The sequence below is a fragment of the Streptomyces sp. ISL-11 genome (assembly GCF_018614525.1).
GTDB lineage: Bacteria > Actinomycetota > Actinomycetes > Streptomycetales > Streptomycetaceae > Streptomyces.
This window is the reverse complement of record NZ_JAGGOL010000023.1, coordinates 1-22,593: the sequence shown is the minus strand read 5'-3', so window position 1 is coordinate 22,593 and position 22,593 is coordinate 1. Positions and strand designations below refer to the sequence as shown.

Sequence of the window (22,593 nt, the reverse complement as noted above, 5' to 3'; positions counted from 1 at the left end):
TGACGCCGGGGAAGCGCCCGCCGGGGGTCAGCTCATCCACAGCCTGCTCGACGACGCCGTGTCCGAGGCACCCGGCGCCCCCGCGGTCCGCGACGCGGCCGGAATGTGGACGTACAGGGAACTGGCGGACCACAGCCACGCGTTCGCCGCCTGGCTGCGCGCCCGGGGCGTCCGGCGCGGCGACCGCGTCGTGCTCCAGCTCCCCAGCAGCCGCGAGATGGTCGCCATGTTCCATGGCACGGCACGCGTCGGCGCGGTCTTCGTCCCGCTGAACCCGGCCATGAAGCAGTTCCACCTCCGCTCGGTCGTGGACAACGCCGAGCCCGTCCTCGGCATCACCGACGCCGCCGGCACCGAGCGCCTGCGCGGCGTCACCGACGCCCCCGTCCACGACCTCGCCGGACTGTGGACCGAGGTCGCGGAGCTGCACGCGGCAGGGGCCCGCCACAGTGCCGGTCCCGTGCACGAGGACGACGTGGCGGCCCTGATCTACACCTCCGGCAGCACCGCCGCCCCCAAGGCCGTCATCAGCCCGCACCGCCAGGTGGCGTTCGCGTCGCGGGCGCTGACCGAGGCACTGGGCTACCGCGCCGACGACGTCGTCTTCTGCCGCTTCCCGATGTCCTGGGACTACGGCCTGTACAAGGTCCTGATGACCTGCGTCGCACGCTGCGAGATCGTGCTGGCCGACGGCGAGTCCGACTTCGTGCTGCTCAAGCGGATGCACGAGACGGGGGTGACGGTCGTCCCCATCGTCCCGTCCCTCGCCACCATGATCACCGGCCTGGCCCGCCGGGCCGCCGGCGCCCTGCCGCCCGTGCGGATGTTCACCAACACCGGGGCCGCGCTCCCGCAGACCACCATCGACGCCCTCCGCAAGCACTTCCCCGGCGCGACCGTCGTCCGCCAGTACGGCCAGACCGAGGCCAAGCGCATCACCGTCATGCCGCCGCACGAGGAGCTGGAGCGGCCCGACTCCGTCGGCCTGCCCCTGCCCGGCACCCGGGTGCTGATCCTGGACGACGCCGGCGAGCCCGTGCCCACCGGTGAAGTGGGCGAGATCGTCGCCGCCGGCCCCCATGTGATGGGCGGCTACTGGCGCAACCCCGAGGTGACCGAGCGGACCTTCCGCCGCGACCCGCACACCGGCGAGGCCCGCCTGCACACCGGCGACTACGGCAGCCTCGACGACGACGGCTACCTCTACTTCGAGGGCCGCCGCGACGACATGTTCAAGCGCAAGGGCTTCCGCATGAGCACGCTCGAGATCGAGAGCGCGGCCATGGACATCCCGGGCGTCCGGGCCGCCGCGGCGCTGCCGCCCGGCGACCGGCACGACCTCACCCTGTTCGTGGCGACCGACCTGGACGCGAACACCGTCGTCGACGAGCTCCGCGCCCGCCTGGAGCTCGCGAAGATGCCCGCGATCTGCCGGGTCCTCACCGACTTCCCGTTCACGTTGCACGGCAAGAACGCGCGCCAGGAACTCCAGGCGCTGCTCGACGGAGGCGACAAGTGAGCCGGTACACCACCCACGCAGAGCTGGCCGAGCGCTTCGGCACCCCCCTGTACGTCTACGACGCCGAGCGCCTCGACGCGGCCCGCGAGGACCTCTTCCGCTGGCTGCCGGAGGGCACCGAGGTCTTCTACGCCTTCAAGGCCAACCCGCACACCGGCGTCGTCCGGGCGCTGCGCGAGGGCGACGGCCCCGCCTGCCGGCCCGAGATCAGCTCCACCGGTGAGCTGGCGGCGGCCCTGGAGGCCGGGTACGAGCCCGCGAGCGTCCTTTACACCGGCCCGGGCAAGACGCCCGGCGAGCTGCGCGAGGCCGTCGCCGCCGGGGTGCGGCTGTTCTCCGCCGAGTCGCTCACCGACCTGGAGCACATCGGCGAGGCCGCCCTCGCCCAGGGCGTGGTCGCCGACTGCCTGCTGCGCATCAACAGCGCCACCGGGAGCGCCACCACCGGCATCAGGATGACCGGCAAGCCCACCCAGTTCGGCATCGACAGCGAGACCGTCGCCGACCTGGCACCGAGCTTCCTGGCCGTGCCCGGCACCACCGTCGTGGGCCTGCACCTGTTCTCGCAGAGCAACGCCCGCGACGAGGAGGCCCTGACCGGCGAGCTCCTGCACAGCATCGAACTGGCGGCACGGATCCAGGACGAGCTGGGCGTACCGCTGCGGCTCCTGGACATCGGCGGCGGCTTCGCGGCCCCCTACGGGCAGCACGGCGAGCGAGCCGCGTACCCGAATCTGCGCGCCGCGCTGGAGCCCGCCCTCGACGAGCGCTTTCCGCGGTGGCGCGAGGGCTTCCCCCAGCTGGCCGTCGAGTCGGGCCGCTACCTGGTGGGCGACTCCGGCACGCTGCTGACGACGGTGAGCAACGTCAAGGTCAGCCGCGGCAAGACCTTCGTCGTCGTCGACGCCGGCATCAACACCTTCGGCGGGATGTCCGGCCTCGGCCGCATCTTCCCGGTCTCGGTGCACGTCGAGCCCGACGGCGCGCCCACGCACAAGGCCAGCCTGGTGGGGCCACTGTGCACGCCCGGCGACATGCTGGGCCGCGAGATCGACCTGCCGGGGCTGCGCCCGGGCGACGTGGTGGCCGTCCCCAACACGGGGGCGTACGGGCCCACCGCCAGCCTCCTGATGTTCCTCGGCCGCCCCGCGCCGGCCGAGGCCCTGGTGCGCGGCGGCGAGGTGCTCTCCGTCTCCCGGATCACGCACGTGCGCGTCCACGAGGAGCTGGGGGCCGCCGGGGGCTCTGCGGACGGCTCGGACGGCGCGGACACGGACGCGCATGGGTGACGCGCTCGACCGCTGGGAGACGGCGCCCGAGCCCCGTGGCGGCTGCGTCGTCGTGACGTCGATGGCCTCGGACGCCCACACCTGGAACCTGGTGTTCCTGCAACTGCTGATCGAGGAGCTCGGGTACCGCGTGGTGAACCTCGGCCCGTGCGTCCCCGACGAGCTGCTGGTCTCCCGCTGCGCGGACCTCGACCCGGCGCTGATCGTCTTCAGCAGCGTCAACGGCCATGGCTACCAGGACGGCCTGCGCGTCATCGAGCGGCTGCGGGGCGTGGCCGGGCTGCGCTCCACCCCGGCCGTCATCGGGGGCAAGCTCGGCGTCACCGACGAGGGTGACGCCTCCCGGGCCGGGGAGCTGATGGCGGCGGGGTTCGACGCCGTCTTCGACGACGGCTCGGACCCCGTCGCCGCCCTGCAGCACTTCATCGCCGCACTGCCGGGGCCCGCCCCCGTCCTGACGGGGGAGGCGCGAGCCGTATGAGCGTGGACTTCGGCGCCTTCGTCCGGGCCAGGGCGGGTGAGGGACACCTGGTGGTCCAGCCGCGTATGGGCTTCAGCGACCCGCGGCGGATGCGGGACGGCCTGGCCGCCACCCGGGCCGCCCGGGCCACCACCGTCGGCACCATCACCCTGGACGCCCACACCCGGGTCGGTCACCTCGCGGCGGTCGAGAGCGCGCTGCGCGACGGCATCGACCTCAACGGCTACCCCGTCGTGAGCCACGACGCGGACACCACACGGTGGGTGCTTGCCGGCATCCGCGACGCAGGCTTCCCCGTCCAGGTCCGGCACGGGTCCGCGACCCCCGCCGACATCTTCCGCGCCCTGAACCGGCTGTGGCTCGACGCCAGCGAGGGCGGGCCGGTCTCCTACTGCCTGCCCTACGGGCGCACCCCGCTGCGCGACTCCGTGCGCAACTGGGAGGAGAGCTGCGAGCTCTTCCTCGGGCTGCGGGAGCACGGCGCCGAGCCGCACCTGGAGACCTTCGGCGGCTGCATGCTCGGGCAGCTGTGCCCACCGAGCCAGCTGGTCGCCATCAGCGTCCTGGAGGCGCTGTTCTTCGTCCGGCACGGCCTGCGGAGCGTCTCCGTCAGCTACGCCCAACAAACCCACGCCGGACAGGACCGCGAGGCCGTCGCCGCCCTGCGGCGGCTGTGCGCGGAACTGCTGCCCACCGACAACTGGCACGTCGTCGTCTACGCGTACATGGGCCTGTACCCGCAGACCTCGCACGGCGCCCTGCGGCTGCTGGGGGAGGCCGCCGAGCTGGCGGTGGCCACCGGGTCCGAGCGACTGATCGTCAAGACCGAGGCGGAGTCCCGCCGCATCCCCACCGTCGCCGAGAACGTCCGCGCGCTGGAGCACGCCTCCAGCACCGCCCGGGCGGCCCGGCCCCGTGCCGCGGAGGGGGCCGACAGCCAGACCTATCAGGAGGCGGCGGCCCTCGTGCACGCCGTCCTCGGTCTCCACGCGGACGTCGGGCAGGCACTGCTGCTGGCTTTCCGGGCCGGATATCTCGACATTCCCTACTGCCTGCACCCGGACAACCGGGGCGAGACCAGAAGCTATATAGACGACAGCGGACGGCTTCGCTGGGACCGGATCGGGCGCCTGCCGATCGGCGGCCTCGTGGCCCGCGACCGCCCCCGCCGGGTCACCTCGGCCGGACTGCTCGACGACCTGTCCTACGTGCGCAGACGGTTCGACGAGGCACCCCTGGGACAAGGGGTGCCGGCCCGCGCCCTCTCTCCGGCGCCCGGGGCATCCGCGTACCGTGGGCCGGTGCCCTAAGGTATGGGTCTCATACTCCCGCGAGCCATCTGGGGAATAGGTGCGTGAATATCTGCTGACGCTCTGCGTCACCGCGGCGGTCACCTATCTGCTGACGGGACCGGTGCGGAAGTTCGCGATCGTGGCCGGTGCGATGCCGGAGATCCGCGCGCGCGACGTCCACCGCGAACCCACCCCACGCCTCGGCGGCATCGCGATGTTCGGCGGGCTCTGTGCGGGACTGCTGGTGGCCGCCCACCTGTCGAACCTGGGCAAGGTCTTCGAGCTGGGCAACGAGCCCAGAGCGCTGCTCTCGGGCGCCGGGCTGATCTGGATCCTCGGCGTGCTGGACGACAAGTGGGGCGTGGACGCCCTGGTGAAGCTCGGCGGGCAGATGATCGCCGCCGGCGTGATGGTCTTGCAGGGCCTGACCATCCTGTGGATCCCGGTGCCCGGCGTCGGCACCGTCTCGCTGACGTCCATGCAGGGCACGTTGCTCACCGTCGCGCTGGTCGTGATCACCATCAACGCGGTCAACTTCGTCGACGGCCTCGACGGCCTGGCCTCCGGCATGGTGTGCATCGCCGCCGCCGCGTTCTTCCTCTACGCCTACCGGCTCTGGTTCGGCCACAACGTGGAGGCGGCCGCGCCCGCGACGCTGTTCGCCGCGGTCCTGATGGGCATGTGCCTGGGCTTCCTGCCGCACAACATGCACCCGGCGCGCATCTTCATGGGTGACTCCGGCTCGATGCTGATCGGCCTGGTGCTGGCCGCGGGCGCGATCTCCATCACCGGCCAGGTCGACCCGGACCTGCTCTACCAGCAGGTCGGCGGCGAGCGGAACGCCGTGCAGACGATGGTGCCGGTCTACATCCCGCTGCTGCTGCCGCTCACGGTGATCGCGGTGCCGGTCGCCGACCTGCTGCTGGCGATCGTGCGGCGCACCTGGAACGGTCAGTCGCCCTTCGCCGCGGACCGCGGACACCTGCACCACCGGCTGCTGGAGCTCGGCCACTCGCACAGCCGGGCCGTGCTGATCATGTACTTCTGGTCGGCGCTCATCGGCTTCGGCACGGTGGCCTACTCGGTGCACTCGGCGAGCGTGTGGATCCTGCTGCTGATCGTCGCGCTGAGCGCGGTCGGCCTGGTGCTCCTACTGCTGCCGCGCGTCAAGCCGCGGGCGCCCCGCTGGGCCGAGGCGTTCGTACCGCCGCGCTACCGCCGTCGCCGTGCGGTGCCGGCGGCCGCCACCGGGGAGAGCACGGCCGGCCTGCACGGCGCCACCGCGGTGAGCGAGGAGGAAGCGGCCGACGAGGAGCCCGGGCGCGAGCCCGTGCCCGCCGGCCTGCACGGTGCGACGGCCATCGGCGACCGCTCCCGCTTCAGCCACCCCAGGAAGATCAGCAGCCCCCGCTGAGGGCGCGACCTACCAGAGATCCGCAGGCTGCGTCAGTGCTATGACCAGCCACTTAACCCTTCCGTGTGACGTCGAGCACACGATGTAGGTAAAGGCCTCATCAAATAGTTTGTGATACCGTTCACGAAACCCGGTGCTGAAGCCGAAGGACCGTAGTGCGCGGCCCTTCGTCGCGAGTCACGTCTCACTTCCCGGGGATACGCTCGTTCACGACGAATCGTTGCTTCCGACCGATCGCCGGAGAATCCCTTCATGCAGTCCAACGACGCCCGAACGCTTCTGCAGTGCGCCGTCCCGACCGCCATCACCGGTGTTGTCGCTGTCGCTCTCGGCTTTGTGTTCGTCGGCGGCGAAGGGGGAATCGGCGCCGCAGTCGGTACGACCGTCGCCGCCGCGAACATGGGCCTGGGACTCTTCGTGCTGCAACGCACCGCGAAGTCCTATCCGGGCATCTTCCAGTCGATGGGGCTCGCGCTCTTCGTGACGCAGTTCCTGCTGCTCGCGATCCTGCTCGCCGTCCTCAAGGACACGACGCTCTTCAACACCCGCGCCTTCGCCTTCGCGCTGCTCGCCGCCACCCTTGTCTGGGTCGCGGCGCAGACCCGTGCGCACATGAAGGAAAAGATCTTGTACGTGAATCCCGAGTCCGCCGACGCGGAAAAGTCGGCGTCGGCCGGGTCCCCGTCATGAGCGGTAGGGGCGGGATAAGTCGCCGTGCGCTCACCTGCTATCGTCCGGTGCCATCTGAGGTGCAGCGAACGCAGGTAGCCGGATCCCCGATTCGTACGGGAGAGAACCGGCCGCCGGCGCGGCTGACGCCCTCGATGCCTTCCGGCCACTGGCCGACCTGCCACACCCCCATTCGCAAGACCAGTCCAGTGCCGTTCCGTGGCTGCGTGCCGCGCCGACACAACGAGGTTGCCGTACCTATGCGCCACGCTGAAGGAGCTCGCGGTGAGTGCTGACCAGATGCTCGCCTTCGAGACCGATTGCCACATCTTCGATGGGTGCGGCTTCCCGACCCCAGGGCTCCACTCTTTCGTCTTCGAACCACTGTTCAAGGTGGCCGGATACGAGATCAACAAGCCGATGCTGCTGGCCGTGCTGAGCACCGTCGTCATCATCGGTTTCTTCTGGGCGGCCTTCGGCAAGGCCAAGGTGGTGCCCGGCAAACTCCAGATGGTGGGCGAGGCCGGTTACGACTTCGTCCGTCGCGGGATCGTCTACGAGGCGCTCGGGAAGAAGGAGGGCGACAAGTACGTCCCCCTCATGGTCTCCCTGTTCTTCTTCGTGTGGATCATGAACCTCTGGTCGGTCATCCCGGTGGCCCAGTTCCCGGTGACGTCGATCATCGCGTTCCCGGTGGCGCTGGCCGTGATCGTCTACGTCCTGTGGATGTTCCTGACGTTCAAGAAGCACGGCTTCGTCGGCGGCCTCAAGAACATCACCGGTTATGACAAGTCCCTGGGCTGGGTCCTGCCGCTGGTCATGCTGCTGGAGTTCTTCTCCAACGTGATCGTGCGGCCGTTCACCCACGCGGTCCGGCTCTTCGCCAACATGTTCGCCGGTCACGTCCTGCTGCTCATCTTCACGATCGCCAGCTGGTACCTGCTGAACGGAATCGGCATCGCCTATGCCGGCGTCTCGTTCGTGATGGTCATCCTGCTGACTGCCTTCGAGCTGTTCATCCAGGCCCTTCAGGCTTACGTCTTCGTGCTCCTGGCCTGCAGCTACATTCAGGGCGCTCTCGCTAAGCACCACTGAGCAGTCCCTCCCCCAAGAACCCATAGACGTCCGGTGGCCAACCCCCACCGGTCCGTGAAAGAGAAGGAAGAAACGGCATGTCTGCTGCTCTCCAGACCCTCGCCGAAGGCGTCTCCATCCAGGGCAACCTCGGTGCCATCGGCTACGGCCTCGCGGCCATCGGCCCCGGCGTCGGCGTCGGCATCATCTTCGGTAACGGCACCCAGGCGCTGGCCCGTCAGCCCGAGGCTGCCGGCCTGATCCGCGCCAACCAGATCCTGGGCTTCGTCTTCTGTGAGGCGCTCGCCCTCATCGGCCTCGTCATGGGCTTCGTCTACCCGAGCTAATCGGTAGACGGCCACCACCTAAGCGACGAAAGGCACTGATGTGATCGCCCTGGCAGCAACGCTGGCGGCCGAGGACGGGGAACCCCCGATCCTTCCGCCGATTCCGGAGCTTGTCATCGGCCTTCTCGCCTTCTTCATCGTCCTCATCTTCCTGGGCAAGAAGCTCCTCCCGAACATCAACAAGGTTCTGGACGAGCGCCGGGAGGCCATCGAGGGCGGCATGGAGAAGGCCGAGGCCGCCCAGGCCGAGGCCCAGCAGGTACTCGAGGACTACCGGGCGCAGCTCGCCGACGCCCGCCACGAGGCTGCGCGGATGCGCCAGGAGGCGCAGGAGCAGGGTGTCGCGGTGATCGCCGAGATGCGGTCCGAGGGACAGCGTCAGCGCGAGGAGATCATCGCCGCCGGCCACACCCAGGTCGAGGCCGACCGCAAGTCCGCCGCGGCCACGCTGCGCCAGGACGTGGGCAAGCTCGCCTCCGACCTGGCCGGCCGCATCGTCCGGGAGTCCCTCACGGACGGCGCCCGGCAGAGCCGCACCATCGACCGCTTCCTCGACGAGCTCGAGGTCAAGACGGCCGACGCGACGAAGGCTGAGGTCACCCGATGAGTGGAGCGAGCCGGGAGGCCCTGGCCTCCGCACGTGAGAGTCTCGACGCGCTGGCGGACAACACGTCCGTGGACGCGGCGAAGCTCGCCGACGAGCTCGCCGCGGTCACCGCGCTGCTCGACCGCGAGGTGTCGCTGCGTCGGGTCCTGACCGACCCGGCGCAGCCCGGCGAGGCCAAGGCCGAGCTGGCCCAGCGCCTGTTCGCCGGCCAGGTGGGCGGCGAGACCGCCGACCTGGTGGCCGGGATGGTCCGCTCCCGCTGGTCGCGCTCGCGCGACCTGGTGGACGCGACCGAGGAGCTGGCCGCCGGTGCCGATCTCGTCGCCGCGGAGCGCGGCGGTGACCTGGACGACGTCGAGGACGAGCTGTTCCGCTTCGGCCGGATCGTCACCTCGGACGCCGCCCTGCGCGCCGCGCTGACCGACAAGGTCGCCGACCGCACGGCCAAGGCCGCGCTGGTGCGCGAGCTGCTGAACGGCCGGGCCAACCCGGTCACCGAGCGGCTCGTGGTCCGTCTGGTGTCCGCGCCGCGGGGACGTAGCCTGGAAGCAGGGCTGAACGCCCTGTCCAAGCAGGCTGCCGACCGCCGGAACCGGATGGTCGCGGTGGTCACGTCCGCGGTGCCGATGAGCGACGCTCAGCGGCAGCGGCTCGGTGACGCGCTCGCCAAGCTGTACGGGCGGCGTGTCCACCTCAACCTGGACGTGGACCCCGAGATCCTCGGTGGTGTCCAGGTGCGGATCGGCGACGAGGTCATCAACGGCAGCATCGCGGACCGCCTCGCCGAGGCGGACCGGCGGATGGCCGGCTGACCAGCCACCAACTCAAGAGCATGACTGACGGCCCGAGTTGGGCCGACGGTGTCCTCCGGGGACCCGCAGCCGATCCGCTGCGGGAACCACACCCCGGAGAAGAAATACTTCGGGCCCAACAAGGAGAGCAGGGAACCCAGATGGCGGAGCTCACGATCCGGCCGGAGGAGATCCGGGACGCGCTGGAGAACTTTGTCCAGGCGTACAAGCCGGACGCGGCCTCGCGCGAGGAGGTCGGTACGGTCAGCGTTGCCGGCGACGGCATCGCGAAGGTCGAGGGTCTTCCCTCGGCCATGGCGAACGAGCTGCTGAAGTTCGAGGACGGAACCCTCGGTCTCGCCCTCAACCTTGAGGAGCGCGAGATCGGTGCGGTCGTCCTCGGCGAGTTCAGCGGCATCGAGGAGGGCCAGCCGGTGCACCGCACCGGTGAGGTGCTCTCCGTCGCGGTCGGCGAGGGCTACCTCGGCCGCGTCGTCGACCCGCTGGGCAACCCGATCGACGGCCTCGGCGAGATCGCGACCGAAGGTCGCCGCGCGCTGGAGCTGCAGGCTCCGGGCGTCATGGTCCGCAAGTCGGTGCACGAGCCGATGCAGACCGGCCTCAAGGCCGTCGACGCGATGGTGCCGATCGGCCGTGGCCAGCGACAGCTGATCATCGGCGACCGTCAGACCGGCAAGACCGCGCTGGCCGTCGACACGATCATCAACCAGCGTGACAACTGGCGCTCCGGCGACCCGAAGAAGCAGGTCCGCTGCATCTACGTCGCCATCGGCCAGAAGGGCTCCACCATCGCGTCCGTGCGCGGCGCGCTGGAGGAGGCGGGCGCCCTGGAGTACACGACGATCGTCGCCGCTCCCGCGTCCGACCCGGCCGGCTTCAAGTACCTCGCCCCCTACACCGGCTCGGCCATCGGCCAGCACTGGATGTACCAGGGCAAGCACGTCCTGATCGTCTTCGATGACCTGTCGAAGCAGGCCGACGCCTACCGCGCCGTGTCGCTGCTGCTGCGCCGTCCGCCGGGCCGCGAGGCCTACCCGGGCGACGTCTTCTACCTGCACTCGCGTCTGCTGGAGCGCTGCGCCAAGCTCTCCGACGAGATGGGTGCCGGTTCGATGACCGGTCTGCCGATCGTCGAGACCAAGGCCAACGACGTCTCGGCGTTCATCCCGACCAACGTCATCTCCATCACCGACGGCCAGTGCTTCCTGGAGTCCGACCTGTTCAACGCGGGCCAGCGCCCGGCGCTGAACGTCGGTATCTCGGTCTCCCGCGTCGGTGGCTCCGCCCAGCACAAGGCCATGAAGCAGGTCTCCGGCCGCCTTCGTGTCGACCTCGCCCAGTACCGCGAGCTGGAGGCGTTCGCCGCCTTCGGTTCCGACCTGGACGCGGCCTCGAAGTCGCAGCTGGAGCGCGGCAAGCGCATGGTCGAGCTGCTCAAGCAGGGTCAGTACGCCCCGTACTCCACCGAGAACCAGGTCGTCTCCGTCTGGGCCGGCACCACCGGCAAGATGGACGACGTGCCGGTCGAGGACATCCAGCGCTTCGAGCGCGAGATGCTCGACTACCTGGGCCGCGAGCACAAGGGCCTGATGGACAGCATTGTCGAGGGCGGCAAGATGTCCGACGACACCCTCCAGGCGCTCGCCGACGCCATCGCCACCTTCAAGAAGCAGTTCGAGACCTCGGACGGCAAGCTTCTCGGTGACGACGCCACGGCCGGCTCCGCGAAGTGACGACGACGGAAGGGACCTGATCCATGGGAGCCCAGCTCCGGGTCTACAAGCGTCGCATCCGCTCCGTCACCGCGACCAAGAAGATCACCAAGGCGATGGAGATGATCGCCGCCTCGCGCATCGTCAAGGCGCAGCGCCAGGTGGCGGCATCGACGCCGTACGCGAGTGAGCTCACTCGCGCGGTGACGGCGGTTGCGACCGGCTCGACCACCAAGCACGCCCTGACCACCGAGGTCGACAGCCCCGTACGGGCCGCGGTCCTGCTCGTCACGAGCGACCGCGGTCTGGCCGGCGGCTACTCCTCCAACGCCATCAAGGCCGCGGACCGCCTCTCCGAGCGCCTGCGCGCGGAGGGCAAGGAGGTCGTGACGTACATCATCGGCCGCAAGGGCGTGGCGTACTACGGCTTCCGGGAGCGCCCGGTGGCGGAGTCGTGGACCGGCTTCACCGACAGCCCGACCTACGCGGACGCCAAGCGGGTCGCCGGCCCGCTGATCGAGGCGGTCCAGCGGGAGACGGCCGAGGGCGGCGTCGACGAGCTGCACATCGTCTTCACCGAGTTCGTCTCGATGATGACGCAGTCGCCGGTCGAGAAGCGGCTGCTGCCGCTCAGCCTCGAGAAGGCGGAGGAGGCCGAGGAGACGAAGGGCAAGATCCTTCCCCTCTTCGACTTCGAGCCGTCGGCGGAGGACGTCCTCGACGCGCTGCTGCCGCGGTACGTCGAGAGCCGGATCTACAACGCTCTGCTGCAGTCGGCCGCTTCCGAGCACGCCGCCCGCCGCCGTGCGATGAAGTCGGCGACCGACAACGCCGGCGAACTCATCAAGTCGCTGTCGCGGCTTGCCAATGCGGCCCGCCAGGCCGAAATCACCCAGGAAATCAGCGAGATCGTCGGTGGCTCCAGTGCCCTGGCCGACGCTAACGCGGGGAGTGACTGACCACTATGACCACGACTGTTGAAACCGCCACGGCCACCGGCCGCGTCGCGCGGGTCATCGGCCCGGTCGTCGACGTGGAGTTCCCCGTCGACGCGATGCCGGAGATCTACAACGCGCTCCACGTCCAGGTCGCCGACCCGGCCGAGGACGGCAAGCTCAAGACGCTGACCCTCGAGGTCGCGCAGCACCTGGGCGAGGGCCTGGTCCGCGCCATCTCCATGCAGCCCACCGACGGTCTGGTCCGCCAGGCCGCGGTGACCGACACGGGCGCGGGCATCACCGTCCCCGTCGGTGACGTCACCAAGGGCAAGGTGTTCAACACCCTCGGTGAGATCCTCAACAAGCCCGAGGCGGCCGCCGAGGTCACCGAGCGCTGGCCGATCCACCGCAAGGCGCCCAGCTTCGACCAGCTCGAGTCCAAGACCGAGATGTTCGAGACCGGTGTCAAGGTCATCGACCTGCTGACCCCGTACGTCAAGGGCGGCAAGATCGGTCTGTTCGGTGGTGCCGGTGTCGGCAAGACCGTGCTGATCCAGGAAATGATCTACCGCGTGGCCAACAACCACGACGGTGTGTCGGTGTTCGCCGGTGTCGGTGAGCGCACCCGTGAGGGCAATGACCTCATCGAGGAAATGACCGACTCGGGCGTCATCGACAAGACGGCGCTCGTCTTCGGCCAGATGGACGAGCCGCCGGGCACCCGCCTGCGCGTCGCCCTCGCCGGTCTGACCATGGCGGAGTACTTCCGCGATGTGCAGAAGCAGGACGTGCTCTTCTTCATCGACAACATCTTCCGGTACACCCAGGCCGGTTCCGAGGTGTCCACCCTGCTCGGCCGTATGCCGTCCGCGGTGGGTTACCAGCCGAACCTGGCGGACGAGATGGGTCTGCTCCAGGAGCGCATCACGTCGACCCGCGGTCACTCGATCACCTCCATGCAGGCGATCTACGTCCCCGCGGACGACCTGACCGACCCGGCGCCGGCGACCACCTTCGCCCACCTGGACGCGACGACCGTTCTGTCGCGTCCGATCTCGGAGAAGGGCATCTACCCGGCGGTCGACCCGCTGGACTCGACGTCCCGCATCCTGGACCCGCGCTACATCGCGCAGGAGCACTACGACTGCGCCATGCGCGTCAAGACGATCCTGCAGAAGTACAAGGACCTCCAGGACATCATCGCGATCCTCGGTATCGACGAGCTGGGCGAGGAGGACAAGCTCGTTGTCCACCGTGCCCGTCGCGTCGAGCGCTTCCTGTCGCAGAACACCCACGTGGCGAAGCAGTTCACCGGCGTGGACGGTTCGGACGTGCCGCTGGACGAGTCGATCACCGCGTTCAACGCGATCTGCGACGGCGACTACGACCACTTCCCCGAGCAGGCGTTCTTCATGTGTGGTGGCCTCGAGGACCTCAAGGCCAACGCCAAGGAGCTCGGCGTCTCCTGAGCCCCGTGCTCTTCGACCGGGGGCGGGGCGCTCCCGCCCCCGGTCGTCACGTCCCCTATTCTTTGACCCAACACCCGCCGCACCCGGCGGGTGGAGACCCGAGGAGCCACGTTGGCTGCTGAGCTGCACGTCGAGCTGGTCGCGGCGGACCGAAGCGTCTGGTCCGGCGAGGCCACTCTGGTCATCGCGCGGACCACATCGGGCGACATCGGCGTCATGCCCGGCCACCAGCCGCTGCTCGGTGTGCTGGAGTCCGGCCCGGTGACCATCAAGACCGCCGCCGGGACTGTCGTCGCCGCGGTACACGGTGGGTTCATCTCGTTCGCGGACGACAAGCTCTCGCTGCTCGCCGAGATCGCGGAGCTTGCCGACGAGATCGATGTCCAGCGCGCCGAGCGTGCGCTGGAGCGCGCGAAGTCGGAGGCCGACGCGGCCGCCGAGCGTCGCGCGGATGTCCGGCTGCGTGCGGTCACGGGCGTTCACTAGCCCGCGACCCACAGAGATCGTCCCTCAGCCGCGGACCGTACTGGAGCCACTCCAGGGCGGTTCGCGGCTGAGGCAATACAGGTGCGGTTGCTCTAGATGATGCGAGGAGGTCGGTGGAGATGGTCGTCCTCGCTCTGCTCGTGAGCGGCATCCTCGTCCTGCTGGTGCTGGTGGGACTCTTCGTCTTCGGGCTGCGCAGGCGGCTCATCCAGCGGTCCGGCGGGACGTTCGACTGCAGCCTGCGGTGGGACGTGCCCGAGCGGGGCCCCGCGCCGGACGGCAAGGGGTGGGTGTACGGCGTCGCCCGCTACAACAGTGACCGGATCGAGTGGTTCCGGGTCTTCTCCTACGCGTATCGGCCCCGCCGGTTGCTGGAGCGCGCCTCCATCGAGGTGCTGGAGCGGCGTCCGCCGCTGGGGGACGAGGAGCTGGCGTTGCTGTCCGACGCGGTGGTGCTCATCTGTTCGCACCGGGGGACGCGGTTGGAACTGGCGATGAGTGAGGACGCGCTGACGGGGTTCCTGGCGTGGCTGGAGGCGGCGCCTCCAGGGCAGCGTGTGAACGTGGCCTAGCTTCCTGTGGCCTCGATCGCCGGCCGGGCTTGATGGATCAGCCCGGCCGGTTTTTTCGTGCGGGTGTTATCGGAGACCGTTGTCGACCGCCGTCATCAGCGTGCCGCTGTCGCCCGACATCTCCCAGATCATCACGCCGCCCAGCTTCTTGCCCTTCAGCCAGGCCGTCTTCTTGTTGATCGACCAGACGTCGTCGAAGGTCCACCACTGCCCACCGGCACCGGTGTACCCGTACGTGGCCACCGACTGCTCGTCGTGGTGGACGATGAGATTCGCCACGGATGCGATCAGGTTGTCGTAGCCGCGCGTACCGGACTCCTCCGGGAACTGGCCCGGTGCCGCGCCGCCCGCGCTCTGCCACTCGCCGTGCGCCCCGCCGTCCGCGACCTGCTGCCAGCCCCGCCCGTAGAAGGCGAGACCCAGGACGACCTTGCGCGGGTCGACGCCCGCGTCGAGGTACGCCTGGACGGTCGACTCGACGCTGAACTTCGTGGTGTACGGGTCCTGCGCGTCGGTGTAGAGGTTGCCCTGGTGGCCCGTGCGGTGGGGCTCCCAGCTGTTGTCGCTGCCGGAGCCGTGGAAGTCGTAGCCCTGGACGTTGGCGAAGTCCATGGAGTCGAACACGCTGGGCGTGCCGTCCTTGGTGGTGATGTCCCAGCCCGCCTCGATCTTGCCGGGGTCGGCCGGGGTGAAGGCGGTGAGCAGGTACTTCCTGCCCGTGGTGGAGCTCAGGGCGTCCAGCTGCCGTCGGAACTCCGCGAAGAGCAGGGTGTTGTTGGCCTTGTCGTCCTTGGAGACGTGGTTGCCGGCGTGGCCCTCGGAGCCCGGCCACTCCCAGTCGATGTCGAATCCGTCGAAGATCCCGGCCGCGGCGCCGGTCCCGCCCCTGCCGTTCGTCACGGGCAGGTTGCCCTTGAGGTACATGTCGACGCAGGACTTCACGAACTTCTGCCGGGAGGCGTCCGTCTTGGCGACGTCCGAGAAGTACTTGCTGTAGGTCCAGCCGCCGATGGACATATTGATCTTGAGGTTGGGGTGCTTGGCCTTGAGCTTCTTCAGCTGGTTGAAGTTGCCGGCGAGCGGCTGGTCCCAGGTGTCGCCCACGCCGTCGACGGACTCACCGGCGCCGAAGCCCTTCTCGTAGTCGGCCCAGGAGTCGCCCGCGCCGTCGCCCTGACTAGGGTCCTGCGGGTTGGGTGTGGTGGCCTTGGTGACGCCATTGAGACAGGTGAGGTTCGTGGGGTCGATGTTGGAGAACGAGTAGTTGATGTGGGTGAGCTTGGCGGCGGCGCCGGTGTTCTCCAGGGACTTCACGGTGTAGCCGCGCCCGTAGATGCCCCACTGGACGAAGTAGCCGGCCTTGACCCGGTCGGCGGGCGGCTCGCCGCCGCCCCCGGTGGTCCGTACGGTCAGCGGCGGGCTCGCCTTGCCGGTCTGGTCGGCGGTGTCGCGGGCGACGACGGTGTACGTGTAGTCGGTGCCCGGCGTCAGCCCGGTGTCGGTGTAGGAGAGCTTGGTGACCGTGGCGGCCTTCACGGTGCCGCGGTAGACGTCGTAGTTCTTGATGCCCTTGTCGTCGGTGGCGGCGGCCCACTTCAGGGCGACGGAGGTGTCGGTGGTCGCCGTCGCCTGGGGCGTGCCGGGGGCGGACGGCGGCTTGTCGGTGCCGCCGCCGGTGCCCGTACGGACGGTGGTGGCCGGACTCGCGGGGCCGGTCTGGCCGGCGGAGTCGCGCGCCACGACCTTGTAGGTGTAGTCGGTGTCGGGGGTCAGCCCGGTGTCGGTGAACGTGGTGGTGGAGACCGTGCCGACGACGGTCTCACCGCGGTGGACGTCGTAGTTCTTGACGGCCTTGTCGTCCGTGGCGGCCGCCCAGCTCAGGGAGACGCTGTTCGCGGTCACACCGGTGGAGGCCGGTGTCCCGGGCGCGCTGGGCGGGGTGTCGGCGGGGGAGCCGTCGCAGGGCCCGCCGTCCAGCTTGCAGCCCTCGGGGTCGCCGTTGCCCGAGGCGACGAAGCCGAAGGTGACGGCGGCGCCCGGCGCGATCGTGCCGTTGTACTCCCGGTTCTTCGCCGTGTGGTGCGCGCCCGAGCTGGTGATCAGGGCGTCCCAGTAGGCGCCGACGGTGGTCGTGGAGGGGAAGTCCCACTCGACGGTCCAGGAGTTGATCGTGGTGGTGCCGGTGTTCCTGACCGTCCACTCGGCCTGGAAGCCGGTGCCCCAGTCGGAGGTTTTGGCGAAGGTGGCGGTGGCGGCGGACGCCTGGGGCGCGGCCGGTGCGGGGGAGGCCAGGCCGATCAGCGCGGCGGCCGGAAGCAGCAGCGCGGAAAGGGTGGCCACGGTTCTGCGTAAGTGACGTCCGGTGCCCGGTGCGGTTCCTGCGCTCAAGGCGAGCTCCTCAGGGTGGGGGGTGCCCGGTGCGGTGTGCGCTGTCCGGACACCCGCACCGGGGGTGTGCTGGGGAGAGTAAAAAGGTCCGTACCAATGGTCAAGAGGTCTGGACCAGACCCAACTCCCGGGCCAGTACGGCCGCTTGCACCCTGCTGCGCAGCTCCAGCTTGTTCAGCAAGCGGCTGACATGCGTCTTCACCGTCGCCTCCGCCATGCGCAGCCGCCCGGCGACCTCCGCGTTCGACAGGCCCTCGCCCAGAGCGGCCAGCACCTCGCGCTCCCGGCGGGTGAGCACCTCCAGGATCGCGGGGCCGGGGCCGTTCGCCTGCCGTACGGGCCGGGCGAACTCCGCGATCAGCCGGCGGGTCACCGCCGGGGAGATCAGGCCCTCGCCGCGCGCGACGGTCCGTACCGCCGCGATCAGCTCGCCCGCGTCGCTGTCCTTGAGCAGAAAACCGGCCGCCCCCGCGCGCAGCGCCCCGAAGACGTACTCGTCGAGGTCGAACGTGGTCAGCACCAGCACGTCGGCCAGCCGCTCGCCGACCACCTGCCGGGTGGCGGAAACGCCGTCCAGACGCGGCATCTGCACATCCATCAGCACCAGGTCGGGCCGCAGCTCCCGCGCCAGCCGCACGGCTTCCTCACCGTCGGCGGCCTCGCCGACCACCTCGATGCCGGGCGCCGAGCGCAGGATGAGCACCAGCCCGGAACGTACGGCCGCCTGATCCTCGGCGACCACGACCCGGATGCCTTCCGGTACACCGGGGCCGGACGCGGGCGTTGACGTGCTCACAGTGATCCTCTGCCTTCCTCCGGCACGGGCAGTTCCGCCCGTACGCGCCATCGCTTGCCGTCCGGGCCGTCCACCGGCCCCGCCTCGAACTCCCCGTCGAGCAGGGCGACCCGCTCGCTCATCCCCACCAGCCCGGCCCCCGACCCGGGGGCGCGCGGCGTCGGCCCCGAGCCGAACGCGCTGGTCACCTCGGCCACCAGCGGCCGTCCCGCGGCGCTCGTCAGCCGCACGGTGACCGGACCGGGCGCCGCGTGCTTGACGGCGTTCGTCAACGACTCCTGCACGATGCGGTACGCCGCCAGCTCGACCGGCGCGGGCAGCGGCCCCGGCCCCCGCTCGTCGCACAGCGCGAAGCGGAACCGCTCGTCGCGCACGGCGGTACGGGCGTGGGCGAGCAGCGCGTCCACCCCGTCGAGCCGGGGCGTGGCAGCCGGCTCCGCCTCGGCGCCCGCGTGCCGCAGCAGCCCGATCAGGCGGCGCATCTCGGCCAGCCCCTGCACGCTGTTCTCGCGGATGACACCCAGGGCCTCCTCGGACGCCCTGGGGTCGCCTATCGACAGGGCAGCGGTGGAGTGGATCGCGATGGCCGACAGATGGTTCGCCACCATGTCGTGCAGCTCCCGTGCCATCCGGGCGCGCTCGGCGCCGACGGCCTGGCGGCGGTCCATTTCGGCCAGCAGCGCGGTGCGCTCCGCCTCCAGCCGGGCGGCGTGCGCGGCGTCGCGGTGCCGGCGGATGCCCACCCCGGTCCAGGCCGGCGCCACCAGCAGCACCGCGAAGGCGAAGCCGATGAGCAGCCCCTCCGGCTCCCGGATGATCACCAGGGCCAGCAGTGTCGCCAGCACGGTCAGCACCTCGCACACGCGCGGAATGCGCCAGGCGACGGACGGCCGGCCGTACAGCACCGCCGCGTACACCAGGTCCGTGTACATGGCGATCGTCGCGATGAGCGAGCCCGTGCAGATGTCGAGGCAGATCGTGAGCGTGCCGATCGCGACCGCCGTCAGCGGGGCGCTGCGCCGCAGGAGTTCGGCGCCGCACATCACGACCAGCGCGACGAGGGTCAGCCACTTGGGCAGCCCGAGCAGCGGAGGGTTGTTGCGCAGGCCGAGGAACCACAGGGTGAGGCCGCCGATCAGGCCGGCAGCCGCGATGAGGACGGCCTCGCGGTCGGGGCGGCGGGGCAGGCGGGCGGGCATGGGTCCATCACAGCACGTGGCAGGCGGTGCGGTCGTCCGCTCCGGGGAGCTTCGCGACGGCGTGCACTACATCGAAGGATGCAGTCGTGGATCGTCACCGGCGACGAAGAAACGGCCGGTCCGCGCCGGGAGGCTGGAGGTGAGGGAAGGAGAGATCCGTGATCATCACGCTGATCGTCATCTGCGAGGTGGGCTTCTGGGTGCTGCTGGCCGGTGGCCTGAGCCTGCGCTATCTGGCCCGGATGCCGCGCGCCGGGGCCGCGGTGCTCCTGATGGAACCCGTGCTGGAGCTCGTCCTGCTGATCGCCACGGCGATCGACCTGAAGAACGGCGCGCAGGCCGGCATGAAGCACGGCATCGCCGCCGTCTACATCGGCTACTCGGTGGGTCTCGGCCACTCCACGATCACCTGGGTCGACCAGCGCTTCGCCCACCGCTTCGCCGGCGGGCCGCCGCCCGTGAAGCCGCCGAAGTACGGCATGGCCCGTGCGGTCCACGAGTGGAAGGTGGCCGCCCGCTGGGTGCTGGCCGCCGCCGTGGCGATGGGCCTGCTCCAGGCGGCCGTCTGGTACGTCGGCGACTCCGGCGACACCGGCTCGCTGCGCGCCTGGCAGACGAAGATGCTCATCGTGATCGGCATCAACGTCGTCATCGCGCTGAGCTACACGCTGTGGCCGAAGCAGCCGAAGCCGGGGACCGCCGAGGAGCCCGACCGCCCCCGGGCCTTCGAGAAGCGCTGACTCAGCGGTCCCCGCCCGGCACCCAGAGCACGTCGCCCAGCTCCTTGTTGGCCGTCCTCGCCAGAATGCTGCGTCTGTCCGGGGGCAACCCCCGGGCCCCCGGCCGGGCCGACGGTGCCGCGCCCTCTCAGCGGTCCCCGCCCGGCACCCAGAGCACGTCGCCCAGCTCCTTGTTGGCCGTCCTGGCCAAAATGAACAGCAGGTCCGACAGGCGGTTCAGGTACGTCGCCGTGAGCGGGTTCATGATGTCGGCGTGCAGCTCCAGCGCCGCCCACGTGGAGCGCTCCGCGCGGCGTACGACCGTGCACGCCTGGTGCAGCAGGGCCGCGCCGGGAGTGCCGCCCGGGAGGATGAAGCTGCGGAGCTTGTCCAGACCCTCCAGGAAGTGGTCGCAGTCGGCCTCCAGCTTGTCGACGTAGGACTGCTCGACGCGCAGCGGCGGGTACTTGGGGTCCTCGACGACGGGGGTCGCCAGGTCGGCGCCCACGTCGAAGAGGTCGTTCTGGATGCGGACGAGCACCTTGACGATGTCCTCCGGCAACTGCCCGAGGGCGATGGCCACCCCGATCGCCGCGTTCGCCTCGTTGGCGTCGGCGTAGGCGGCGATGCGGGTGTCGGTCTTCACGGTGCGGCTCATGTCGCCGAGGGCGGTGGTGCCGGTGTCACCGGTGCGGGTGTAGATGCGCGTCAGTTTGACCATGGGTACGAGCGTAGCCACGTACACGGCAGGAACGGGTCAACTGTGGCGCGTGAGGCGTGTGGTGACTGTCCGGTGTGATGTCCGTCATTTGGGACGTGACGCGCATCTCTTCCTGCCCAACGGCCGGTCGGCGGGCGCTAAGGTCCGGCCGAGAGCCGTAGCTGAACAGGCATGTGCACAGGGAGTAAGGGGACAGCAGTGGCCAAGAAGCTCGCCGTCATCGGGGCCGGTCTGATGGGCTCGGGGATCGCCCAGGTCTCCGCTCAGGCCGGGTGGGACGTCGTCCTGCGGGACGTCACCGACGCGGCGCTGCGGCGTGGCACGGACGGCATCAAGAGCTCGTACGACAAGTTCGTCTCCAAGGGCAAGCTCGACGCCGACGCGGCCGAGCGGGCACTCGCCCGGATCACCACGACCACCGACCTCGACGGCGCGGCCGACGCCGACATCGTGGTCGAGGCCGTCTTCGAGGACATCGACACCAAGCGGGACATCTTCCGCACCCTGGACGGACTGGTGAAGGACGAGACCGTCCTGGCCTCCAACACCTCCGCCATCCCGATCACGAAGATCGCGGCCGCCACGCAGCGCCCGGAGCGCGTCGTGGGCACGCACTTCTTCTCGCCCGTGCCGATGATGCAGCTCTGCGAGCTGGTCCGCGGGTACAAGACGAGTGACGAAACCCTCGCCGCCGCCCGCGAGTTCGCCGAGGGCGTGGGCAAGACCTGCATCGTCGTCAACCGCGACGTCGCCGGCTTCGTGACCACCCGGCTGATCTCGGCGCTCGTCGTCGAGGCCGCCAAGCTGTACGAGTCCGGCGTGGCTTCCGCCGAGGACATCGACATCGCCTGCAAGCTGGGCTTCGGCCACGCGATGGGTCCGCTGGCCACGGCCGACCTGACCGGTGTCGACATCCTGATGCACGCCACGGGCAACATCTACACGGAGTGCCAGGACGAGAAGTTCGCGCCGCCGGAGATCATGCGCCGCATGGTCGACGCCGGGGACCTCGGCCGCAAGAGCGGGCAGGGCTTTTACCAGCACTGACGGTGTGGCCGCCAGACCATTCACCCACTGGGGTGAATTAGGTATCGGTTCGCCAACAAGCGGCAACCTTGTCGTGTGAGAGGCAGTCAGTTCTTTAGGACCTCACCCACATCACGCACCACTCCGGGGAGCGCATATGCACATCAGGGGCGACCACGCCGAACTGGTCGTCGGGGGGCGCCTCGACGTCCGCAGCGCGGCGGACGCCCGTACGGTGCTGCACTCGGCTCTCGACGCGGGCAGAGGTGACCTCGTCCTCGACCTCTCCGAGCTCGACTCCTGGGACGCGACGGGCCTGGGCGTCATCATGGGCGCCCACCGCCGAGCGGGACGCACCGGCCGGCGGCTGGTCCTGCGCGGCGTGCCCGACCGGATGCAGCGGCTGCTGGTCGCCACCCGGCTGCACCGCATCCTCGCCATCGAAGGCGGCATCGAGGCCGAGTCCCTGCCGCGGGTGTGACGCCGGGGCCGGTGGGGTACGGGAGGTCCTGGTCGATTCCTTCCCGTTCTGTCCCCCGGCTCGCTCGGGAGCCCCTCCGCTTTCTCATGAGACCGTGACATGCCCCGGGCGGCGAGCCGCCCGGGTATTCATGGATACTGTCCGCAGGTCTGAGGTTCGGTTTTCCCGCCGCATAAGGCCGCATCAGCACGCCCACGGCGGGCACCGGACACGAAGCGCCGGCCGGGTACGTCCCGGCTGAGGGTGAGGGAGTGCGGACAGGCCGGGAGGGCACGACGGCACGCCACGCATTGGGGGGCTTTGACCACCATGGACCCGACGAACCGATCCGATGAGTTCGACGACCACGGCCAGGAGCCTGTCGCCGACGCCGTCCCGGAGCAGCCGGCACCGGACCGGGAGACGGCCGGCCGGAACACCGGGCCCGTGCGCGTCGTCCAGCTCGTGGCCGGCGACTACGTCCTGACCGTCAACCCGGTCGACGGCAGCGAGATCGAGCCCTGCCTGCCCGGCCGACGGCCCGGCCGCCCCGGGCGGCTCGGCGCCGCCGAGCGCGCCGAGCTGGCCCGTGCCGCCGTGCCG

General features: G+C 70.1%; 22 protein-coding genes and 1 pseudogene. 19 read left to right on the top strand and 4 right to left on the bottom strand.

The window, feature by feature from the left end; translation table 11 throughout:
* The first annotated feature begins 34 nt into the window (after nucleotides 1–34).
* The 15 genes from J7E86_RS06370 (at nucleotide 35) to J7E86_RS06300 (ending at nucleotide 14,681) form a co-directional block, all read left to right on the top strand.
* The gene (locus J7E86_RS06370; RefSeq protein WP_215080540.1) at nucleotides 35–1,519 is read left to right on the top strand and encodes an AMP-binding protein; all 1,485 of its coding nucleotides are present in this window, start codon (nucleotides 35–37) and stop codon (nucleotides 1,517–1,519) included.
* Nucleotides 1,516–2,808 (top strand): type III PLP-dependent enzyme, encoded by a 1,293-nt coding sequence (locus tag J7E86_RS06365; protein WP_215080520.1) that lies wholly within the window; start codon nucleotides 1,516–1,518, stop codon nucleotides 2,806–2,808. Before J7E86_RS06370 ends, J7E86_RS06365 begins: the two co-directional genes overlap by 4 nt.
* Nucleotides 2,801–3,289 carry a cobalamin B12-binding domain-containing protein gene (locus J7E86_RS06360; RefSeq protein WP_215080519.1) on the top strand — a complete coding sequence of 163 codons (489 nt, stop codon included), beginning with the start codon at nucleotides 2,801–2,803 and terminating at the stop codon, nucleotides 3,287–3,289. Before J7E86_RS06365 ends, J7E86_RS06360 begins: the two co-directional genes overlap by 8 nt.
* Complete coding sequence (locus J7E86_RS06355) at nucleotides 3,286–4,599, top strand: methylaspartate mutase (protein WP_215080518.1); 1,314 nt, start codon at nucleotides 3,286–3,288, stop codon at nucleotides 4,597–4,599. The genes J7E86_RS06360 and J7E86_RS06355 overlap by 4 nt, the downstream gene beginning before the upstream one ends.
* A 40-nt stretch (nucleotides 4,600–4,639) precedes the next feature.
* The gene (locus J7E86_RS06350; RefSeq protein WP_215080517.1) at nucleotides 4,640–5,995 is read left to right on the top strand and encodes an MraY family glycosyltransferase; all 1,356 of its coding nucleotides are present in this window, start codon (nucleotides 4,640–4,642) and stop codon (nucleotides 5,993–5,995) included.
* A 252-nt stretch (nucleotides 5,996–6,247) separates the two neighbouring features.
* Nucleotides 6,248–6,685 (top strand): hypothetical protein, encoded by a 438-nt coding sequence (locus J7E86_RS06345; RefSeq protein ID WP_215080516.1) that lies wholly within the window; start codon nucleotides 6,248–6,250, stop codon nucleotides 6,683–6,685.
* 279 nt (nucleotides 6,686–6,964) lie between these two features.
* Nucleotides 6,965–7,759, top strand: coding sequence for a F0F1 ATP synthase subunit A (gene atpB, locus J7E86_RS06340; RefSeq protein WP_215080539.1), 795 nt, complete (start codon nucleotides 6,965–6,967; stop codon nucleotides 7,757–7,759).
* 77 nt (nucleotides 7,760–7,836) lie between these two features.
* Entirely contained in the window at nucleotides 7,837–8,085 is a 249-nt protein-coding gene (locus J7E86_RS06335) for a F0F1 ATP synthase subunit C (RefSeq protein WP_215080515.1), read from the top strand.
* Nucleotides 8,086–8,125: 40 nt separating this feature from the next.
* Nucleotides 8,126–8,692, top strand: a complete 567-nt coding sequence (locus tag J7E86_RS06330; protein WP_215080514.1) for a F0F1 ATP synthase subunit B — start codon at nucleotides 8,126–8,128, stop codon at nucleotides 8,690–8,692.
* The gene (locus J7E86_RS06325; protein ID WP_215080513.1) at nucleotides 8,689–9,504 is read left to right on the top strand and encodes a F0F1 ATP synthase subunit delta; all 816 of its coding nucleotides are present in this window, start codon (nucleotides 8,689–8,691) and stop codon (nucleotides 9,502–9,504) included. Before J7E86_RS06330 ends, J7E86_RS06325 begins: the two co-directional genes overlap by 4 nt.
* 140 nt (nucleotides 9,505–9,644) lie before the next feature.
* Nucleotides 9,645–11,237 (top strand): F0F1 ATP synthase subunit alpha, encoded by a 1,593-nt coding sequence (gene atpA / locus J7E86_RS06320; protein WP_215080512.1) that lies wholly within the window; start codon nucleotides 9,645–9,647, stop codon nucleotides 11,235–11,237.
* A gap of 23 nt (nucleotides 11,238–11,260) precedes the next feature.
* Complete coding sequence (locus tag J7E86_RS06315) at nucleotides 11,261–12,175, top strand: F0F1 ATP synthase subunit gamma (protein WP_215080511.1); 915 nt, start codon at nucleotides 11,261–11,263, stop codon at nucleotides 12,173–12,175.
* A gap of 5 nt (nucleotides 12,176–12,180) precedes the next feature.
* Entirely contained in the window at nucleotides 12,181–13,623 is a 1,443-nt protein-coding gene (gene atpD / locus J7E86_RS06310; protein ID WP_215080510.1) for a F0F1 ATP synthase subunit beta, read from the top strand.
* A gap of 111 nt (nucleotides 13,624–13,734) precedes the next feature.
* The gene (locus tag J7E86_RS06305) at nucleotides 13,735–14,109 is read left to right on the top strand and encodes a F0F1 ATP synthase subunit epsilon (RefSeq protein ID WP_215080509.1); all 375 of its coding nucleotides are present in this window, start codon (nucleotides 13,735–13,737) and stop codon (nucleotides 14,107–14,109) included.
* 119 nt (nucleotides 14,110–14,228) lie between these two features.
* Nucleotides 14,229–14,681, top strand: coding sequence for a DUF2550 domain-containing protein (locus J7E86_RS06300; RefSeq protein WP_215080508.1), 453 nt, complete (start codon nucleotides 14,229–14,231; stop codon nucleotides 14,679–14,681).
* A 66-nt stretch (nucleotides 14,682–14,747) separates the two neighbouring features.
* Here J7E86_RS06300 and J7E86_RS06295 read toward each other — a convergent pair whose 3' ends face one another.
* The 3 genes from J7E86_RS06295 to J7E86_RS06285 form a co-directional block, all read right to left on the bottom strand.
* Nucleotides 14,748–17,021 (bottom strand): glycosyl hydrolase family 18 protein, encoded by a 2,274-nt coding sequence (locus tag J7E86_RS06295; RefSeq protein WP_308312490.1) that lies wholly within the window; start codon nucleotides 17,019–17,021, stop codon nucleotides 14,748–14,750.
* A 148-nt stretch (nucleotides 17,022–17,169) separates the two neighbouring features.
* Nucleotides 17,170–17,865 carry a response regulator transcription factor gene (locus J7E86_RS06290; protein WP_308312489.1) on the bottom strand — a complete coding sequence of 232 codons (696 nt, stop codon included), beginning with the start codon at nucleotides 17,863–17,865 and terminating at the stop codon, nucleotides 17,170–17,172.
* Nucleotides 17,862–19,064, bottom strand: a complete 1,203-nt coding sequence (locus tag J7E86_RS06285; RefSeq protein WP_215080505.1) for a sensor histidine kinase — start codon at nucleotides 19,062–19,064, stop codon at nucleotides 17,862–17,864. Before J7E86_RS06285 ends, J7E86_RS06290 begins: the two co-directional genes overlap by 4 nt.
* Nucleotides 19,065–19,222: 158 nt before the next feature.
* On the opposite strand from J7E86_RS06285, the gene J7E86_RS06280 reads away from it, so the two are divergent.
* The gene (locus tag J7E86_RS06280) at nucleotides 19,223–19,804 is read left to right on the top strand and encodes a hypothetical protein (RefSeq protein ID WP_215080504.1); all 582 of its coding nucleotides are present in this window, start codon (nucleotides 19,223–19,225) and stop codon (nucleotides 19,802–19,804) included.
* A 127-nt stretch (nucleotides 19,805–19,931) separates the two neighbouring features.
* Here the strand turns inward: J7E86_RS06280 and J7E86_RS06275 are convergent, their stop codons facing one another.
* Nucleotides 19,932–20,504, bottom strand: a complete 573-nt coding sequence (locus tag J7E86_RS06275; RefSeq protein ID WP_215080503.1) for a cob(I)yrinic acid a,c-diamide adenosyltransferase — start codon at nucleotides 20,502–20,504, stop codon at nucleotides 19,932–19,934.
* A gap of 198 nt (nucleotides 20,505–20,702) precedes the next feature.
* On the opposite strand from J7E86_RS06275, the gene J7E86_RS06270 reads away from it, so the two are divergent.
* The 3 genes and pseudogenes from J7E86_RS06270 to J7E86_RS06260 form a co-directional block, all read left to right on the top strand.
* Nucleotides 20,703–21,551, top strand: a complete 849-nt coding sequence (locus tag J7E86_RS06270) for a 3-hydroxyacyl-CoA dehydrogenase family protein (RefSeq protein WP_215080502.1) — start codon at nucleotides 20,703–20,705, stop codon at nucleotides 21,549–21,551.
* Between the two features lie 136 nt (nucleotides 21,552–21,687).
* Nucleotides 21,688–22,011, top strand: a complete 324-nt coding sequence (locus J7E86_RS06265) for an STAS domain-containing protein (RefSeq protein WP_215080501.1) — start codon at nucleotides 21,688–21,690, stop codon at nucleotides 22,009–22,011.
* A 309-nt stretch (nucleotides 22,012–22,320) separates the two neighbouring features.
* Nucleotides 22,321–22,593: pseudogene (locus J7E86_RS06260) on the top strand (ATP-binding protein); the annotation flags it as partial.

What these genes read in the sequence shown, in the direction of transcription:
- J7E86_RS06300 (WP_215080508.1), top strand. Translation starts at nt 14,229, where the DNA reads ATGGTCGTCCTCGCTCTGCTCGTGAGCGGCATCCTCGTCCTGCTGGTG.
- J7E86_RS06315 (WP_215080511.1), top strand. Translation starts at nt 11,261, where the DNA reads ATGGGAGCCCAGCTCCGGGTCTACAAGCGTCGCATCCGCTCCGTCACC.
- J7E86_RS06325 (WP_215080513.1), top strand. Translation starts at nt 8,689, where the DNA reads ATGAGTGGAGCGAGCCGGGAGGCCCTGGCCTCCGCACGTGAGAGTCTC.
- J7E86_RS06285 (WP_215080505.1), bottom strand. Translation starts at nt 19,064, where the DNA reads ATGCCCGCCCGCCTGCCCCGCCGCCCCGACCGCGAGGCCGTCCTCATC.
- atpB (WP_215080539.1), top strand. Translation starts at nt 6,965, where the DNA reads ATGCTCGCCTTCGAGACCGATTGCCACATCTTCGATGGGTGCGGCTTC.
- J7E86_RS06265 (WP_215080501.1), top strand. Translation starts at nt 21,688, where the DNA reads ATGCACATCAGGGGCGACCACGCCGAACTGGTCGTCGGGGGGCGCCTC.
- J7E86_RS06355 (WP_215080518.1), top strand. Translation starts at nt 3,286, where the DNA reads ATGAGCGTGGACTTCGGCGCCTTCGTCCGGGCCAGGGCGGGTGAGGGA.
- atpA (WP_215080512.1), top strand. Translation starts at nt 9,645, where the DNA reads ATGGCGGAGCTCACGATCCGGCCGGAGGAGATCCGGGACGCGCTGGAG.
- atpD (WP_215080510.1), top strand. Translation starts at nt 12,181, where the DNA reads ATGACCACGACTGTTGAAACCGCCACGGCCACCGGCCGCGTCGCGCGG.
- J7E86_RS06275 (WP_215080503.1), bottom strand. Translation starts at nt 20,504, where the DNA reads ATGGTCAAACTGACGCGCATCTACACCCGCACCGGTGACACCGGCACC.
- J7E86_RS06345 (WP_215080516.1), top strand. Translation starts at nt 6,248, where the DNA reads ATGCAGTCCAACGACGCCCGAACGCTTCTGCAGTGCGCCGTCCCGACC.
- J7E86_RS06335 (WP_215080515.1), top strand. Translation starts at nt 7,837, where the DNA reads ATGTCTGCTGCTCTCCAGACCCTCGCCGAAGGCGTCTCCATCCAGGGC.
- J7E86_RS06360 (WP_215080519.1), top strand. Translation starts at nt 2,801, where the DNA reads ATGGGTGACGCGCTCGACCGCTGGGAGACGGCGCCCGAGCCCCGTGGC.